Below are 17,182 nucleotides of genomic sequence, written 5' to 3'. Positions count from 1 at the left end.
CGCCCGGCTGCGCGGCCCACGTTTTACCTTCCAGGCTAGTCATTTACCTTCCGCTGGTCCCGTTCGCGCCGCATTCTTTGCCGCCACGACGGCATCGAACACCTCGCGTTTGGGCAGCCCGGTCTCGGCGGCGACGGCCGCGATGGCCTCCTTGCGGCGCTCCCCGGCCTCTTCCCTGACGTGTACGCGGCGCACCAGCTCCTCGGGGCCGAGGTCCTGCGGGCCGGTCTCGGGGGCGCCCTCCACGACAATGGTGATCTCGCCGCGTACACCGTCCGCCGCCCACGCGGCCAGGTCCTTGAGCGGGCCGCGGCGTACCTCCTCGTACGTCTTGGTCAGCTCGCGGCAGACCGCGGCGCGGCGGTCCGCGCCGAAGACCTCGGTCATCGCGGCGAGGGTGTCGTCGAGGCGGTGCGGGGCCTCGAAGTAGACGAGGGTGCGGCGCTCGTCGGCGACCTCGCGCAGCCGGGAGCGGCGCTCGCCGCCCTTGCGCGGCAGGAAGCCCTCGAAGCAGAACCGGTCCACGGGCAGGCCGGAGACGGCGAGCGCGGTGAGCACCGCGCTGGGTCCCGGCACCGCGGTGACCTTGACGCCGCGCTCGACGGCGGCGGCGACCAGCCGGTAGCCGGGGTCGGAGACGGAGGGCATGCCGGCGTCGGTGACGAGCAGGACGCGGGCACCGGCTTCGAGGGCGTCGGCCAGCTCCGGGGTGCGGGCGGCCTCGTTGCCCTCGAAGTACGACACGATCCGGCCGGTCGTGTGCACGCCGAGGGCCTGGGTCAGGCGGCGCAGCCGCCGGGTGTCCTCGGCGGCGATCACCTCGGCCGCGGCCAGTTCGGCGGCGAGCCGCGGCGGCGCGTCCGCGACGTCGCCGATGGGCGTCCCTGCAAGTACCAGCGTTCCAGTCACGCCCCCATCCTCCCAGCCGTACGGTCCTGGCATCCCCGGCGGCGTCCGCGCGCCGTGCGGACCGGCCGTGCCGCCCCCGCGTCCCGCACAGGGTGCTTCCCTACGATGGGCCGGTGACGAGTGACACCGCGACAGACGCCGACCGCGCCGAGGAGAGTGCCGGGCAGTCCGGCCGGTGGCAGCGCAGGCTGCGCCGGTTCGGCTACGCCGGGGCGCCCGAGGCCGACGCCCGTGAGCGCCTGGTGCCGGCGCTCCCCGAGCCGGGGACGCGGTTGTGGTCGGTGCTCGGGCTGGGCCCGGCCGCGGCGGGCCGGCTGGCGCGCTGGTCGGGCTGGGGCGGGCCGCTGCTGGTCGCGCTCTTCGCCGGCGTGCTGCGCTTCTGGAACCTGGGCAGCCCGGCGAAGGTGATATTCGACGAGACGTACTACCCGAAGGACGCCTGGTCGCTGCTCCAGTACGGCTACGAGGGCACCTGGGCGAAGGACGCCAACGAAGCGCTGGTCGCCCACCCGCAGCAGATCCTGCTCTCGCCCGAGCACTCCTACGTCGTCCATCCGCCGCTGGGCAAGTGGATGATCGCACTGGGCGAGTGGGCGTTCGGTATGAACCCCTTCGGCTGGCGCTTCATGGTGGCGCTGCTCGGCACGCTGTCGGTGCTGATGGTCTGCCGTATCGGCCGCCGGCTGCTGCGTTCGACGGCGCTGGGCTGCCTGGCGGGCGCGCTGCTGGCGGTGGACGGTCTGCACTTCGTGATGAGCCGTACGGCGCTGCTGGACCTCATCGTCATGTTCTGGGTGGTGGCGGCGTTCGGCTGTCTGCTGGTGGACCGGGACCGTACCCGGGCGCGGCTGGCGGCGGCACTGCCGGTGGGCCCGGACGGGCTGGCCCGGCCGGACGAGAAGGTCGGCGACCGGCTGCGGCTGGGGTGGCGGCCGTGGCGGCTGGCGGCCGGGCTGTGCCTGGGGCTGTCCGCGGCGAGCAAGTGGAACGGCCTGTACTACCTGGCGGCGTTCGCGGTGCTGATGGTGCTGTGGGACGTGGCCGGGCGGCGCACGGCGGGCGCCCGGCATCCCGTACGCGCCGTGCTGCGCCGCGATCTGCTGCCCGCGTTCGTCTCGACCGTCGTGGTGGGGATGGCCGCGTATCTGGCGACGTGGACCGGCTGGCTGGTCACCAAGGGCGGCTACTACCGGGACTGGGCCACCGCCACCCCGGAGGGGCGCGCGGGCAGCGGGTCGTGGCTGCCGGACTGGCTGCGCAGCCTGTGGCACTACGAGACCGAGGTCTACGACTTCCACAAGGGCCTGTCCACGCCGCACGCCTACCAGTCGAATCCGTGGAGCTGGATGGTGCAGGGCCGCCCCGTCTCGTACTTCTACGAGGACCCGAAGATGGGGCACGACGGGTGTACGGCGGCCGAGGGCTGTGCGCGTGAAGTGCTCGCGCTGGGTACTCCCCTGCTGTGGTGGGCCGGGTGTTTCGCGCTTCTGTATGTGCTCTACCGCTGGCTGTTCAAGCGGGACTGGCGGGCGGGCGCCATCGCCTGCGGCATCGCGGCGGGCTATCTGCCGTGGTTCCTGTACCAGGACCGGACGATCTTCCTGTTCTACGCGGTGGTGTTCGTGCCGTTCGTGTGCCTGGCGCTGGCCATGATGACCGGCGCGATCCTCGGCCCGCCGGGGTCGGGCGAACGGCGGCGCGCGGTGGGCGCGGTCGGCGCCGGGGTACTCGTCCTGCTCATCGTGTGGAACTTCATCTACTTCTATCCGCTCTACACCGGGCAGCCGATCCCCAAGAGCGCCTGGCACAACCGGATGTGGTTCGACACCTGGGTCTAGCGTCACGACACGACCGTGACCCGTACGCCGAAAGCGCCGTCCGCGCAGCGGCGGCGGTCATACTTGGACGCCGTCGGACGATGCCGGTCGATGCCGATCGCGGCCTTGGGGCCACGGGTACCGGGGAGGGACCGCAAGTGAGCACGCCACAGCTCGTGTACGTCATCGAGCACAACAAGCCGGAACAGGTCGAGGATCACGGTGCGCTGCGTACGGTCGCGCCCGCCTGCAAGGAGCTGGCCCTCGCGGCGTTCACCGACATGGAACAGGCCAGGGAAGAGGCCGAGATCTGGGCCGAACGGCAGCACTACCCCGGCCTGACCTGGCAGGAGAGCAACAACCCGCTGGTCGGTGACGCGGTGGGGCTGACGGCCACCACCGAGGTCGACGGGCAGAAGACCGTGGTCTTCCGCATCACCGCGATGGTGGTGGTCGACTCCCGGCGCTGGACGCCGCTCTCCACGGAACGGCCGCCGCGGCGCTGAGGCGTCACCGGCACCGGCCGGGGCGGCACGGCGTCGCCCGTATCACAGGGTCGAGACTCACCCCCGTACCCCGTGTCCCATAGAGTGCGCTGCACGTTCTTGTGTGCGTGCGGAAGAACGAGGATTCGGGAGGGGATCGGCGACATGCGCCGTGAGGTGAGGTACGGGCTGATCGGCGGGGCGGTGGCCCTGATCGCGGGCGGCGTCGGCGGCTACACGCTGCTGGGCGGCTCCGGTGACGACGAGCGGCCCCAGCAGGTCCGCGCCGCCCAGGACGGCAAGCCCGCCGGCGCGCCCGCGGTGAAGTCCGGCCCGCTGTCCGCCGCCGAAGTGACCGGCACCGCCGGGAAGTTCCTGGACGCCTGGAAGGCGGGGTCCGCCGACAAGGCCGCCGCGCTCACGGACGACGCGAAGACGGCCGCCGCCGCCCTGACCGCGTACCCCAAGCAGGCCCATTTCACGGACCTGAAGGTCACGCCCGGCAAGGCCACCGGCGACAAGGTCGCCTACACGGTCAGCGCGCAGGTCTCGTACAAGGACATGAAGGTGCCGTTCTCCTACGGCACTTCACTGACCGTCAAGCGGGACGCGGAGACCGGCGAGCCGCGCGTCGCCTGGGCGCCCAGCGTGCTGCACCCCAAGCTGGGCAAGGGCGACGTGCTGCGCACCGGCGAGTCCGAGGCGCCGCCCATCAAGGCGGTGGACCGCAACGGCGCCGAGCTGACCAAGGAGGCGCACCCGGCGCTGGCCGGGGTGCTGGACAGCCTGCGCGACAAGTTCGGCAAGAAGACGGACGGCAAGCCGGGCGTCGAGGTGTTCGTCGACCGGCCCGGCGGCGACAAGGCCCAGCGGCCCGACGAGACGCTGAAGGTGCTCTCCAAGGGCAAGCCCGGCACGCTCAAGACCACCCTGGACGCCAAGCTGCAGGCGGCGGCCGAGAAGGCGGTCAAGGGCAAGCCGAAGGCGTCCGCTGTCGCCCTCAAGCCGAGCACCGGCGAGATCCTCGCCCTCGCCAACTCCCCGGAGAAGGGCTTCAACACCGCGGCCCAGGGCTCGCTGGCGCCCGGCTCCACGATGAAGATCGTGACGGCCTCGATGCTGATCGACAAGGGGCTGACGGCGCCGGACAAGCCGCACCCGTGCGAGAAGTTCGTGACGGTCGGCGGCTGGAAGTTCCAGAACCTGAACAAGACCGAGATCAAGAACGGCACCTTCGCGCAGAGCTTCGCCGCGTCCTGCAACAACGCGTTCATTTCGATGGCGCCCAAGCTCAAGGACGACGATCTGACGAAGCAGGCGCGCGACGTCTTCGGCATCGGTCTGAACTGGCAGACCGGCATCCCCACCTTCGACGGCGCGGTGCCGGTGCAGAGCGACGCGCAGATGGCCGCCTCGCTGATCGGGCAGGGCGGGGTGCGGATGAACCCGCTGACCGTCGCCTCGGTCGCGGCGACCGTCCAAAGCGGCGGCTTCCACCAGCCGTACATCGTCGCGCCCTCGGTCGACGGCCGGTCACTGGCCAAGGCCCCGCGCTCGATGAAGCCGGACACCGCGTCGGCCCTGAAGTCCCTGATGAAGCTGACCGCCACGTCCGGTACGGCGGCGGAGGCGATGTCCGGGCTCAGCGGCGACATCGGCGCGAAGACCGGATCGGCCGAGGTGGACGGCCAGGAGAAGCCGAACGCCTGGTTCACCGCCTACCGCGGGGACTTGGCCGCGGCGGCCGTCGTCCCGGCCAGCGGCCACGGCGGCTCGAACGCCGGGCCGGTCGTCCGCTCGATCCTGTCGGCGGGCTGAGGCACTTCCGGGCCGGGGCCGCGGTCCCGGCCCCGGGGTGATCTGTCACACCCCGCCCGCCGACCATCGCGTGGCCCGTACACCTAGAGCTAGCGTGCGGGCCATGCGCCATTTCCCGTACGCTCCCCCGGCTCCCCGCCCGCACGCCCGCAGCCGGACGGCCGGCATACGTGGGCGGACGCCCGCATGAGCCCCCTGGTCGTCGCGGCGGTGCTGACCGCCGCCGTCACACACGCCGGCTGGAACGCGATCGCCCACCACATCAAGGACCAGCTGCTCGCCTTCACCCTGGTCGGTGGCGGCGGCGCGCTCTGCGGGGCCGTACTGGCCTGCTTCGCGCCGCTGCCCGCGGCCGGCGCCTGGCCGCCGCTCCTCGCCTCCGTCGTCCTGCACATCGTCTACCAGGTGCTGCTGATGCAGTCGTTCCGGCTGGGCGAGTTCGGGCAGATGTACCCCATCGCACGCGGCACCGCGCCGCTCGTGGTCACGGTCCTGGCCGCCGTCTTCGTCGGCGAGGTGCCGGACGCGTGGGGCGTGGCCGGGGTGGCGCTCGCCTCGGCTGGCCTGGTCGGCGTCGCGCTCTGGGGCATCCGCGGCTCGGGGACGAAGCCGCATTGGCCTGCCCTGGTCGCCGCGCTCGCCACCGGTCTGGCCATAGCGTCGTACACCACCGTCGACGGCGTAGGCGTCCGCGCCTCCGGCACCGCGCCCGGCTACATCGCCTGGCTGATGATCCTGGAGGGCCTGGCCATCCCCGTCTACGCCCTGGCCACCCGCCGCCGCGCCCTGCTCACCCAGCTGCGCCCGGTGGCGCTGCGCGGCGCGGCCGGCGGTGTCCTGTCCGTCTTCGCCTATGGTCTGGTCCTGTGGGCCCAGACCCAGGCCCACCTGGCGCCGATTGCCGCCCTCCGCGAATCCTCGATCATCGTCGGCGCCGCCATCGGCACCCTGTTCTTCAAGGAGCGCTTCGGGGCCCCGCGCCTGGTGGCGGCGGGGCTGATGGTGGCGGGGATCGCGTTGATGATGCACGCCTAGGGCGTCGGTGCGGGCCCGCCGTGCAGCGCTTCGCGCAGCGGCGCGTTGCCGGTCAGGATGCCGCCGTCCACGGGGAGTGTGATGCCGGTGATCCAGGCGGCGTCGGTGGAGGCCAGGAAGGCGACGGCCGCGGCGATGTCGTCGGGGCGGCCGACGCGGCCCAGGGGGTAGGCGGACGCGGCGCGCTTCAGGGCGTCGGGGCGGTCGGCCCAGATCGGGGTGTCGACGGTGCCCGGGGCGACCAGGTTGACCCGTACGCCCCGGGCCGCCGCCTCGCCCGCGAGGGTACGGGTGAGGGAGGCCAGGCCCGCCTTGGCGGCGCTGTAGGCGTGGTTGCCGAAGTCCTGCTCGCCGTTGACCGAGCCGACGCTGACGATCGCGCCGCGGCCGCCGGCCGCGGCCAGGTGCGGCAGCGCGGCGCGGGCGCAGCGGAAGGCGCCGCCGAGGGTGATGTCCAGGTCACCGGCCCAGTTGTCGTCCCGGTGGTCCTCGAAGCGCGGCGGGTCGGGCAGGCACCGGTAGGCGTTGTTGACCAGCACGTCGAGCCCGCCGAAGCGGTGCACGGCGTGCGCGACGGCCGCCTCGACGGCGTCGCGGTCCGCCACGTCGCAGGCGAGCGCCTCGGCGGTGCCGCCGCCGTCCCGTACGGGAGCGCTCTCGCGGATACGGACGGCGGCCTGCTCGGCGCGGTCCCCGTCCAGGTCGGTGACCAGGACCCGCGCGCCCTCGGTGGCGAGCCGCCGTGCGGTGGCCTCGCCGATGCCCCGGCCGGCGCCGGTGATCAGTACGCTGTAGCCGTCGAATCGCCTCATGCGCACACCTTGGCGCATGGGCCTCACGGGCAACAGACCGTGGAGCCCTCGTCCGCCCGGTCAGTACCGCTTCGGCGCGGGCTTCGGCTTCTCGCCCCGTACGGACGGCTGGTCCGCGTTGACCTCCTCGGCGCTGCGGTCCCGCTCGCTCCGGTGCGGCTGCGGCTTGTCCTGGGCGGGCCCGGCTTCCCGGGGGTCCTTCATCTTCCGCTCGTCGGCCATGTCGGCTCCTTCAGGTGGGGTGTCAGGCGTACGGGTGCCCCACCCGTCACCTACGACACGTCCGCCCCGGGCTCAGGCGTCGAGCGCCGCCCGCACCGCCCGCACCAGCGCCTGCGCGCGCGGGTCCGCCGTCACGTTCTGCTGCATGCCGTTGGTGACGTAGCCGAAGGCCGTACCGGACTCAGGGTCCGCGAAGGCCAGGCAGCCGCCGCGGCCGGGGTGGCCGAAGGAGCCGGGGGCCAGCAGCGGCGAGGCGGGGCCGTGCAGCATGTAGCCGAGGCCGAAGCGGGTGTTGACGACGAGGGTGCGGTCCGGGCCCGCCGACTCCTCCGTACGGGCCAGGGTGAGCGTGGCGGGCGCGAAGAGGCGGGGATGGCCGTCGACGGGGCCGATGAGCGCCGCGTAGCAGCGGGCCAGGGCGCGAGCGGTGGCGATGCCGTTGGAGGCGGGGAGTTCGGCGGCGCGGTAGGCGTCGGCGTTCTCGTCGGGGGCCGGGGTGATGGCGCCGAAGGCGCGCCGGGTGAGGGAGGCGGGGTCGCGGTAGGCGTCGGCCACATCCCGCTTGGGGCGGACGCGCAGCCCGGCCGAGGCGGGCGGAGCCGGTGCTTCGACGTCGGCCAGGCGGCCGGTGCGGGCGAGGGCGTCGGCAGGGGCGCCGACCCACAGTTCCAGGCCGAGCGGCCCGGATATCTCGTCGGCTGTCCAGGTGCCGATGGTGCGGCCGGTGACCCGCAGGACCAGCTCGGCCAGCAGCCAGCTGTAGGTCTGGGCGTGGTAGCCGTGCTCGGCGCCGGGCGTCCAGGCGGGGGCCTGGGCGGCGAGGGCGGCGGGTCCGCTGACGCCGTCGAGGGCCTGCTCGGGGGTGAGCGGGGTGTCCAGGACAGGCAGGCCCGCGCGGTGCGAGAGGAGATGGCGGACCAGGACGCGGTCCTTGCCGGCGGCCTTGAACTCGGGCCAGTACGTGCCGACGGGCGCGTCCAGGTCGAGCAGGCCGCGCTGGTGCAGCAGGAGCGGCACGATGGCCGCGACGCCCTTGGTGGCGGAGCGGATGACCTGGGCGGTGTCCGCCTCCCAGGGGGTTCCGCCGTCCTCGGGGCCGTCCGCGTCCCGGCTCCCGCCCCACAGGTCGACGATCTTGCGCCCGTGCCGGTAGACGGCGACAGCCGCGCCGCGCTCCCCGCGCCGCGCGAAGTTGGCCGCGAAGGCGTCGCGGACCGGCTCGAAGCCGTCCTCGACCGTGCCCTGGACGTCCACCACTGTTTCCCGCTTCCCACTCATCCGTCGCGTTTGTGACCTATCAATGGTGCAACGCGCGGATCAGTGCTGGTGACCAGGGGCGTCGGCGAACGCGGTGTCCAGGGGTGCGCTCAGGACGTGGGGATCGTCACAGAGCGCGGGTCGAATCCGAAGGGGAGTTCGAGTCGGTGCGCGGCCATCAGGTCCGCGTCGCTCAGCAGTTCCTGCGTCGGCCCGTCCGCGGCGATCACGCCCCCGGACAGGACGACGGCGCGCGGGCACAGTTCGAGCGCGTACGGCAGGTCGTGCGTGACCATCAGCACCGTCACGTCCAACGCCCGCAGGATGCCGGCCAGTTCGCGGCGCGAGGCGGGGTCGAGGTTGGACGACGGCTCGTCCAGGACCAGGATCTCCGGGCGCATCGCGAGCACGGTCGCGACCGCGACCCGGCGGCGCTGCCCGAAGGAGAGGTGGTGCGGCGGGCGGTCGGCGAAGTCCGCCATGCCGACCCGGCCCAGCGCCTCCGCCACCCGCGCGTCGAGTTCGGCGCCGCGCAGCCCGGCCGCGGCGGGCCCGAAGGCCACGTCCTCGCGGACGGTGGGCATGAACAGCTGGTCGTCGGGGTCCTGGAAGACGATGCCGACGCGGCGGCGGATCTCGGCGAGGTGCCGCCGTACGACGGGCAGCCCGGCGACCGTGACCGTGCCGGCGCCGGGCGCGAGGATGCCGTTCAGATGCAGGACGAGCGTGGTCTTCCCGGCGCCGTTCGGGCCGAGCAGTGCGACCCGCTCGCCGCGGGCCACGGTCAGGTCGACGCCGAAGAGGGCCTGGTGGCCGTCGGGGTAGGCGTAGGCGAGCCCGGCGACCTCCAGGGAGAGCGTGGAGGCCGCCGGGTCCGCCGCGGGAGAGGCCGGTACGGGTGCGGTGGTGCGGGCGGTCGCGGGGCTGTTCAAAGGTTCCATCCCGGTCAGAGGGTCCATCCCAGCAGGCATACGGCGAGGGCGGCGGCGGGCAGGGCGGCGGCGCGCGTCCACTCGGCCGCGGTCGCTGCGGCGGCGTCCGGTGCGGGCAGGGTGCCCGTGTAGCCGCGGCTGACCATGGCGAGGTGGACGCGTTCGCCGCGCTCGTAGGAGCGGATGAACAGGGCGCCGGCGGACTTCGCGAGGACGCCCCAGTGGCGTACGCCGCGCGCCTCGAAGCCGCGGGAGAGGCGGGCGATGCGCATCCGCCGCAGCTCGTCGGCGATGACGTCGCCGTACCGGATCATGAAGGAGGCGATCTGGACGAGCAGCGGCGGCATCCGCAGGCGTTGCAGGCCGAGCAGCAGGCCGCGCAGTTCGGTGGTGGCGGCGAGCAGGACGGAGGCGGCGACGCCGAGCGTGCCCTTGGCGAGGATGTTCCAGGCGCCCCAGAGCCCGGACTCGCTCAGCGACAGCCCGAGGACGTGCACCCGCGGTCCGGTGGCGACGAACGGCATCAGGACGGCGAACGCCACGAACGGCACCTCGATGAGCAGCCGCTTGAGCAGGAATCCGGCGGGCACCCGGGCCGCCGCGGCGACCGCGGCGAGCAGCAGCGCGTACAGGGCGAAGGCCCACAGGGCGGTGCGCGGGGTGGCGACGACGGCCAGGACGAAGCACAGCACCGCCGCGATCTTGCAGTGCGGCGGCAGCGCGTGCACCGGCGAGCGCGCGGGCCGGTAGAGCTTGTGGGCGTGCCCGGCGCCCATGTCAGGCCGATTCCGGGGAGTGGCGCGGGGGCGCGGCGTCCCCGGCGGCTTCCGGGACGGCGGTGTCCCGCGCGGAGGTCCGCCGCCTCCGTACGACGACGAAGACCCCGGTGCCGACGGCGAGCGTCGCGCCCACCCCGATCACCCCGGCGAGCCCGCCCGAGATCCGCGGGTTCGCGATGTCCTTGACGCTGTAGTCGGCCAGCGGCGAGTCCTTCGCGGCGTGCTCCTCGGCCTTGGCGTCGATGCCCTGGTCCCGGGCCACCTTCTCCAGGCCGTCCGGACTGGTCGAGGCGTAGTAGCTGAGGCCGCCCGCGCAGACGAGCGCGGCGGCGACGCCGGCCAGCCAGACACGGCGGGTGGAGCGCCGGGCGGCGACGGGCCGCGCCGGCTCCACCGGTTCCGGCTCCCGCTCCCCCGCTGCCGCCGCGGGCCCGGCCAAGGGGGAAGTCCGCAGTTCGAGCGGCTTGGCCAGCCCGCGCGCCCCGTACACGAGGTCGGGGCGCACGGCGAGGACCGCACCGACGGTGAGTGCGGTGATGGCGGCCTCGCCGAGGCCGATGAGGACATGCACGCCGGTCATGGCCGTGAAGACGGTGGCGATCGGTACGTCGGTGGTGCCGCCCAGTGCGTACAGGCCGGTGAAGGCGACGGCGGCGGCCGGTACGGAGACGGCCGCGGCCACGAAGGCCGCGGCCGTGACCGCGCGGCGCCCGCGCGGCAGCACCTTGACCAGCCCGCGGAAGATCCCGTACGCGACGAGGACGGTCACCACCGCCATATCGGTGATGTTCACGCCGAGCGCGGTCAGCCCGCCGTCCGCGAAGAGCACGCTCTGCATGAGCAGGACGACGGAGACGCAGAGCACGCCGGTGTACGGGCCGACGAGGATCGCGGCCAGCGCGCCGCCGAGCAGGTGTCCGCTGGTCCCGGCGGCGACGGGGAAGTTGAGCATCTGCACGGCGAAGATGAAGGCGGCGACCAGCCCGGCGAGCGGCGCGGTGCGCTCGGCGCCGAGTCCGGTGTGCGGGCCGGTGCCGCCCAGTTCGCGGCGGGCGCCGCGCAGGCCGACCGCGACGGCGGCAGCGGCGAGGACACCGGCGGCGGCCGAAACGGGGGCGTCGATGAATCCGTCGGGTACGTGCATCAGGGTCTCCGCTCAGCCGCGCAGTCCTCTCATCGTGGCCGTACTGCAAACGTGTCGCAAGAGCCCACGGGCCGCGAAAGGGCGCCGGTACGTCACCCCCGCGGCAGCAAAAGGTGGCGAAGCGGGCCATTGGCGCAAAGGCTGGGACGCATGACCACGGCCGCCGCGCACGCCCCCGCCCCCGAAGCGCGCAACGCTCCGCCCGCGCTCGGCCGCCGCCGTACCAACCTCGTCTTCACCACGATCGTGCTCGGCATGCTGCTGGCCGCGCTGGACCAGACCATCGTGTCCACCGCGCTGCCCACGATCGTGGCCGACCTGGGCGGCGGCGGGCACATGGCGTGGGTGGTCACGGCCTATCTGCTGGCGGAGACCGTCTCAACGGTGCTGGTCGGCAAGTTCGGCGACCTCTTCGGCCGGAAGATCATCTTCCAGGTGAGCGCGGTGGTCTTCGTCGGCGGCTCCGTCCTGGCCGGCGCCTCCACCTCGATGCTGATGCTGGTCGTCGCCCGCGCCGTGCAGGGCGTCGGCGGCGGTGGCCTGATGGTCACCGCGATGGCGCTGATCGCGGACGTCATCCCGCTGCGCGAGCGCGGCAAGTACCAGGGCGCGCTGGGCGCCGTCTTCGGCGTGACCACGGTCGTGGGCCCCACCTTGGGCGGCCTGTTCACCGACCACGCGTCCTGGCGCTGGTGCTTCTACGTCAACATCCCGATCGCCGTCGTGATGGTCGCGATGGCGGCCCGGACGATTCCGGTGGTGCGGGCCGCGGTGCGCCCGCTGATCGACTACCTCGGCATCGTGCTGGTCGCGCTGGGCGCCTCCGGGCTGGTCCTCGGCCTGGAGTGGGGCGGCAACGAGTACGCCTGGGGCTCGGCGGTGATCATCGGCCTGTTCGCGGGCTCGGTGGTGCTGCTGGCCGCCTTCGTCGTGGTGGAGCTGCGGGCGAAGGAGCCGATGCTCCCCATGCACCTGTTCCGCAACCCGGTCTTCACCATCTGCTCGGTGCTCAGCTTCATCGTCGGCTTCGCGATGCTCGGCGCGATGACGTACCTGCCGACGTACCTCCAGTTCGTGGACGGCGTCTCGGCGACCATGTCGGGCGTGCGGACGCTGCCGATGGTCGCCGGGCTGCTGGGCACCTCGATGCTCTCCGGCGTCGTCGTCAGCCGCACCGGCCGCTACCGCGTCTTCCCCATCATCGGTACGGGGGTGATGGCCCTCGGCCTGTATCTGATGTCCACCATGGGCGCGGACACCGGCGTATGGCTGGAGTCGCTGTACATGTTCGTGCTCGGCCTCGGCATCGGGCTGGCCATGCAGGTGCTGACCATCGCCGTGCAGAACACGGTCAACTACCACGAGCTGGGCTCGGCGACCTCCGGCGTGACCTTCTTCCGTACGCTCGGCTCGTCGTTCGGCACCGCCGTCTTCGGCACGCTCTACAGCAACCGCCTCGACCCCAATCTGAAGGCGGCCCTGGCGAAGTCCCCGGGCGTGCCGCCGGAGGCCGCGGCGAGCCCGCAGGCACTGCACCGCCTGCCCGACGCGCAGGCCAGGCCGGTGATCGACGCGTACGCGGACACCGTCAACCATGTCTTCCAGTGGGTGGTGCCGGTCGCGCTGGCCGGGTTCCTGGTGGCGTGGTTCCTCAAGGAGGTGCCGCTGCGGGACAGCGCGCGGGCCGCCGCCGGCGACCTCGGCGAGGGCTTCGCCGCGCCCGACTCCACCGACTCCGACCAGCAGTTGGAGCGCGCGGTGGCCCGGGTGATGCGCAAGGCGGAGGGGCCGGTGAGCCTGGAGGTGCTGGCCGCGTCCGGCAGCCCGATCACACCCGGCCAGGCGTGGGCGCTGGGCCAGATCCACTGGCGTACGCGCATCCACGGCGAGACCTCGCTCGCGGCCATCGCCCGGGCCCACCGCATGCCGGAGGAGGTCCTGGAGCCCATCTTCACCCGCGTCGTCTCGGCCGGGTACGCGCGCCACGACGGCGGCCGGCTGGTGCCGACCGAGGCGGGCCGCACCGAGATCGACCGGCTGATCGTCGCCTGGCGCGGCTGGCTGGACGACCGCCTGGAGGGCTGGACCGCCGAGGACCCCGAGGACCGCGCCCGGCTGGCCCGCGCGCTGGACAACATGGCGGCCCGGCTGCTGGACGAGGACTCCTCGCACCGGGAGCGGACGGCGGTCTGAATCCGGAGCGCTCCCGGGCCGTCCAACCGCTCGGTAACGGCCTGGACGGGGCCACCGCCCGGAGTTAGGTTGCCAGGGCATCCATCCCGCCCGTGTGAGGAGTCGGTGACCGTGACACCCACCGTTCAAGGCACCTGCGCCCCCGGGTTCGAGAATGTACGGGCCGAGTTCGCGCGCAACTTCGCCGAACGCGGCGAGGTGGGAGCGGCGCTCGCGGTGACCCTGGGCGGGGAGACGGTCGTCGACCTGTGGGGCGGGTACGCGGACGCGGGCGGCACCCGGCCGTGGGAGCGCGACACGCTGGTCAATGTGTATTCGACGAGCAAGGGCATGACCTCCTTGTGCGCCCATCTGCTCGCCGACCGCGGCGAACTGGATCTGGACGCGCCGGTCTCCCGCTACTGGCCGGAGTTCGCGCAGGCCGGCAAGGGGGACGTACCGGTGCGCTGGCTGCTCTCGCACCGCGCGGGCCTCATCGGGCCGCGGGAGCGCCTGACACCGGAAGACGTCCACGACTGGGAGAAGACCTGCGCGGTGCTGGCCGCCACCGAGCCGTGGTGGGAGCCGGGCACGGCCCAGGGCTACCACGCCGTCAGTTTCGGGTTCCTGGTCGGCGAGGTGGTGCGCCGGATCACCGGCGTCTCGCTCGGCACGTTCCTGCGTACGGAGATCACCGAACCGCTCGGCGCGGACCTCTACATCGGCACCCCGGCCTCCGAGCACCACCGCTGCGCCCAGCTGATCGGCCCGGACGGCGACGGCACCCTCAGCAGCGCGTTCCCCGGGGTGCCGGACGGGACCATCCGGTCCCTGGACGCCCACCCGTTCGCCCCGCTGGCGCTCGCCATGCGCCACCTGCCCACGGGCGACGTGAACAGCGCCGCGTGCCGCTCGGCCGAGATCCCCGCCGCCAACGGGAACGCGACCGCACGCGGTCTGGCGGCGGTCTACCGCGCGCTGGTCGAGGGCGAGCTGGTCGGCCCCGGCACCCTCGCATCCCTGCGGGAGCGGCAGAGCCGCCCCGGCGAAACCGACCTGGTCCTCGGCGCGTTCGCGCCGGATGCCTCCTTGCCGTTCGCCTGGGCCTGCGGCTACATGCTCAACACAGCCGGCTTCTTCGGCCCGAACCAGGCGGCCTTCGGCCATGGCGGCGCGGGCGGCTCGCTCGCCTTCGCCGACCTGGAGAACCGGCTGGCGTACGCGTATGTGATGAACAAGTTCGAGGGCGGCACGACGGGCGACGACACCCGTAACCTCGCGCTGGTCAACGCGGTGTACGCGGCACCGGGCCTGGCCGGACGCGCCGCCTGACCCCGGGAACGCGGCACGGCCCGGCGGCCGGCCCCGTACCGTACGGGACCCGTCGCCGGGCCGTGCGTCGCGCGCCGCTCCCCGTCCCCACGGGGCGGCGCGGGCCGGGACGGCCGCGCCGCTCACACGGCTGCCCCGGAGCTGATCACACCTTGGCGAGCTCCGGCCGCTCCTCGGCCGGCTCGGGGGCCAGGTGCTTCTGCAGCTGTTCGCCTTCCACGTCCACGTTGGGCAGCGCCCGCTGGAGCCACGTGGGCAGCCACCACGCGGCGCGGCCGAGGAGCGCGAGGACGGCGGGGACGATGGCCATCCGGACCACGAACGCGTCGAAGAAGACCGCGACGGCGAGCCCGAAGCCAATCATCTTGATCATGGACTCGGAGGAGCCGATGAAGCCCGCGAAGACCGAGATCATGATGACCGCGGCGGCGGTGACCACCCGCGCGCCGTGCCGGAAGCCGGTGACGACCGCCTGGCCCGGCCGCTCCCCGTGGACGAACGCCTCGCGCATCCGGGTCACGAGGAAGACCTCGTAGTCCATGGCGAGTCCGAAGACCACGCCCACCATGAAGATCGGCATCATGCTCATGACCGGGCCGGTCTGCTCGACGCCGAACAGGTCCGCCAGCCAGCCCCACTGGAAGACCGCGACCACCGCGCCGAGCGCCGCGACGACCGAGAGCAGGAAGCCGAGCGCGGCCTTCAGCGGCACCAGGACGGACCGGAAGACCACCATCAGCAGCAGGAAGGCCAGGCCGACCACCAGCGCCAGGTAGGGCAGCAGCGCGTCGTCGAGCTTCTCGGACACGTCGATGTTCATCGCGGTGGTGCCGGTGACCAGCGCCCGCGCGTCCGCGTCCCGTGCCGCGTCGCCCGCCTTGCCGCGGATCTCGTGGACCAGGTCCTCGGTCTCGGTGCTGCTCGGCTTGGACTTCGGCACGACGCTGAGCATCGCGGTGTCGCCGGCCGGGTTGAACGTCGGCGGGGTGACGGCCGCGACACCGTCCAGCTTGGCGACCGTACCGGCCACCTTCGCGGCCGCGGCCTTCGGGTCCTTGCTGCCCTGCCCGTCCACGACCAGCATCAGCGGCCCGTTGAAGCCCGGCCCGAAGCCGTCGGAAAGCAGGTCGTACGCCTTGCGCTGGGTGGTGCTGGTGGGCTGCGCGCCGTCGTCCGGCAGGCCCATCTCCAGCGAGCTCGCGGGTACGGCGATCACGCCCAGGCCGACGACCCCGGCCAGCAGCACGGCGACCGGCCGCCGCAGCACGAAGCGCGCCCAGCGGGTGCCCATGTTGGGCTTGCCGCCGTCGGCTTCACTCGGGGCAGCGGCGCCCTTACGGGCCTTGCGGCTCAGCACCCGCTTGCCCGCGAAGCCCAGCAGCGCGGGGATGAGGGTGAGTGCGACCAGGACGGCGATGACGACCGTGCCGGCCGCCGCGATGCCCATCTTCGTGAGCATCGGGATGTTGACCACCGACAGGCCCACCAGGGCGATGACGACGGTCAGTCCGGCGAAGACCACCGCGGACCCCGCGGTGCCCACCGCGCGCCCGGCCGCCTCCTCGCGCTCGCGGCCCTCGGCCAGTTCGGAGCGGTAGCGGGAGACGATGAACAGCGCATAGTCGATGCCGACGGCGAGGCCGATCATCATGGCGAGCGTGGACGTCGTACTGGACAGGTCCAGGACGCTGCCGAGCGCGGTGATCGACGAGACGCCGATGCCCACCCCGATCAGCGCCGTCAGCAGCGGCAGGCCGACGGCTATCAGCGCGCCGAAGGTGATGACGAGGACGACGGCGGAGATGACGATGCCGATGACCTCGGTGGCGCCGGTCTCCGGCATGGCCTGGAGCGCGTTGCCGCCGATCTCGACGGTCAGTCCGGCGTCCCGGCCGTGCTGGGCCGCGTCCTTGAGCGCGTCGCGCGCGTCGTCCTTCAGCTCGAAGCCGGAGACCTTGTATGTGACCTGCGCGTAGGCGACGGTGCCGTCCTTGGCCACGCCCTTGGCCAGGTACGGGTCGGAGACCGAGGCGACCTGCGGCGAAGACGACTTCAGCTCGCCGACGACCTTCTCGACGGCCTGCTTCTGCTCGGGCGCGGTCACCCGCTGCCCGTCCGGCGCCTTGAAGACCACGCGCGCGGTGGCGCCGTCCGCCTTGGTGCCGGGGAAGCGCTCGCCCAGCAGGTCGAAGGTCTTCTGGGACTCCGTACCCGGTACGGAGAAGGAGTCGGCCGCGGGCGAGGAGGCGGTGGCGGCGCCGACACCGGCGACCGCCAGCAGCGCCACCCATATCAGGGCGACGAAGCGGCGTCGCCGGAAGGCGAACCGTCCGAGTTTGTAGAGGAATGTAGCCACGAGAAGGGGCGCTCCCGTCGGGATGAAGGACGTACAAGGGCGTGTGGAGCCGGCCCGACGACGAGAGCGGCGCGTCGAGTGCTGCCGTTGTGTGTGGGGGGGGGGTGGGGGG

The 17,182-nt window shown here is 73.1% G+C and carries 14 protein-coding genes; 6 read left to right on the top strand and 8 right to left on the bottom strand.

Annotated features, from left to right (window positions below; all coding sequences use genetic code 11):
• Window positions 1-39: 39 nt before the first annotated feature.
• Complete coding sequence (gene rsmI, locus ADK86_RS13935; RefSeq protein ID WP_030374383.1) at window positions 40-909, bottom strand: 16S rRNA (cytidine(1402)-2'-O)-methyltransferase; 870 nt, start codon at window positions 907-909, stop codon at window positions 40-42.
• A gap of 113 nt (window positions 910-1,022) precedes the next feature.
• On the opposite strand from rsmI, the gene ADK86_RS13930 reads away from it, so the two are divergent.
• The 4 genes from ADK86_RS13930 to ADK86_RS13915 all read left to right on the top strand — a co-directional run bounded on the left by ADK86_RS13930 (window position 1,023) and on the right by ADK86_RS13915 (window position 6,064).
• Window positions 1,023-2,747 (top strand): dolichyl-phosphate-mannose--protein mannosyltransferase, encoded by a 1,725-nt coding sequence (locus ADK86_RS13930; protein WP_053696888.1) that lies wholly within the window; start codon window positions 1,023-1,025, stop codon window positions 2,745-2,747.
• 137 nt (window positions 2,748-2,884) lie between these two features.
• Entirely contained in the window at window positions 2,885-3,232 is a 348-nt protein-coding gene (locus ADK86_RS13925; protein WP_053696887.1) for a hypothetical protein, read from the top strand.
• Window positions 3,233-3,376: 144 nt separating this feature from the next.
• A complete protein-coding gene (locus tag ADK86_RS13920; protein ID WP_053696886.1) occupies window positions 3,377-5,029 on the top strand; it encodes a penicillin-binding transpeptidase domain-containing protein in 1,653 nt (550 codons plus the stop codon).
• A 186-nt stretch (window positions 5,030-5,215) separates the two neighbouring features.
• Window positions 5,216-6,064, top strand: a complete 849-nt coding sequence (locus ADK86_RS13915; RefSeq protein WP_053696885.1) for an EamA family transporter — start codon at window positions 5,216-5,218, stop codon at window positions 6,062-6,064.
• Here the strand turns inward: ADK86_RS13915 and ADK86_RS13910 are convergent.
• The 6 genes from ADK86_RS13910 to ADK86_RS13890 form a co-directional block, all read right to left on the bottom strand.
• Window positions 6,061-6,876: an SDR family NAD(P)-dependent oxidoreductase gene (locus ADK86_RS13910; protein WP_053696884.1), complete on the bottom strand. Its 816-nt coding sequence runs from the start codon at window positions 6,874-6,876 to the stop codon at window positions 6,061-6,063. The two genes, ADK86_RS13915 and ADK86_RS13910, sit on opposite strands and share 4 nt — an antisense overlap.
• Before the next feature lie 60 nt (window positions 6,877-6,936).
• Window positions 6,937-7,098 carry a hypothetical protein gene (locus ADK86_RS43135; protein ID WP_156100299.1) on the bottom strand — a complete coding sequence of 54 codons (162 nt, stop codon included), beginning with the start codon at window positions 7,096-7,098 and terminating at the stop codon, window positions 6,937-6,939.
• A gap of 72 nt (window positions 7,099-7,170) precedes the next feature.
• On the bottom strand, window positions 7,171-8,376 hold the full coding sequence (locus ADK86_RS13905; protein WP_053696883.1) for a serine hydrolase domain-containing protein: 1,206 nt from the start codon (window positions 8,374-8,376) through the stop codon (window positions 7,171-7,173).
• A gap of 89 nt (window positions 8,377-8,465) precedes the next feature.
• Window positions 8,466-9,314 carry an energy-coupling factor ABC transporter ATP-binding protein gene (locus tag ADK86_RS13900; protein WP_234345846.1) on the bottom strand — a complete coding sequence of 283 codons (849 nt, stop codon included), beginning with the start codon at window positions 9,312-9,314 and terminating at the stop codon, window positions 8,466-8,468.
• Window positions 9,302-10,063, bottom strand: coding sequence for a cobalt ECF transporter T component CbiQ (gene cbiQ, locus ADK86_RS13895; protein WP_030644470.1), 762 nt, complete (start codon window positions 10,061-10,063; stop codon window positions 9,302-9,304). Before cbiQ ends, ADK86_RS13900 begins: the two co-directional genes overlap by 13 nt.
• A 1-nt stretch (window position 10,064) precedes the next feature.
• Entirely contained in the window at window positions 10,065-11,210 is a 1,146-nt protein-coding gene (locus ADK86_RS13890) for an energy-coupling factor ABC transporter permease (protein ID WP_053696882.1), read from the bottom strand.
• Window positions 11,211-11,360: 150 nt separating this feature from the next.
• Between ADK86_RS13890 and ADK86_RS13885 the strand changes: the two genes are divergently transcribed.
• Together ADK86_RS13885 and ADK86_RS13880 are read left to right on the top strand one after the other, a co-directional pair.
• Window positions 11,361-13,403, top strand: a complete 2,043-nt coding sequence (locus ADK86_RS13885) for an MDR family MFS transporter (RefSeq protein WP_053696881.1) — start codon at window positions 11,361-11,363, stop codon at window positions 13,401-13,403.
• A 105-nt stretch (window positions 13,404-13,508) separates the two neighbouring features.
• On the top strand, window positions 13,509-14,714 hold the full coding sequence (locus ADK86_RS13880; protein WP_053696880.1) for a serine hydrolase domain-containing protein: 1,206 nt from the start codon (window positions 13,509-13,511) through the stop codon (window positions 14,712-14,714).
• Between the two features lie 145 nt (window positions 14,715-14,859).
• Here ADK86_RS13880 and ADK86_RS13875 read toward each other — a convergent pair whose 3' ends face one another.
• The gene (locus ADK86_RS13875) at window positions 14,860-17,070 is read right to left on the bottom strand and encodes an MMPL family transporter (RefSeq protein WP_053696879.1); all 2,211 of its coding nucleotides are present in this window, start codon (window positions 17,068-17,070) and stop codon (window positions 14,860-14,862) included.
• Window positions 17,071-17,182 lie beyond the last annotated feature (112 nt).

The organism is Streptomyces sp. NRRL F-5755, assembly GCF_001279365.1.
Lineage (GTDB): Bacteria > Actinomycetota > Actinomycetes > Streptomycetales > Streptomycetaceae > Streptomyces > Streptomyces rimosus.
This window is presented reverse-complemented; position numbering and strand designations above follow the sequence as displayed.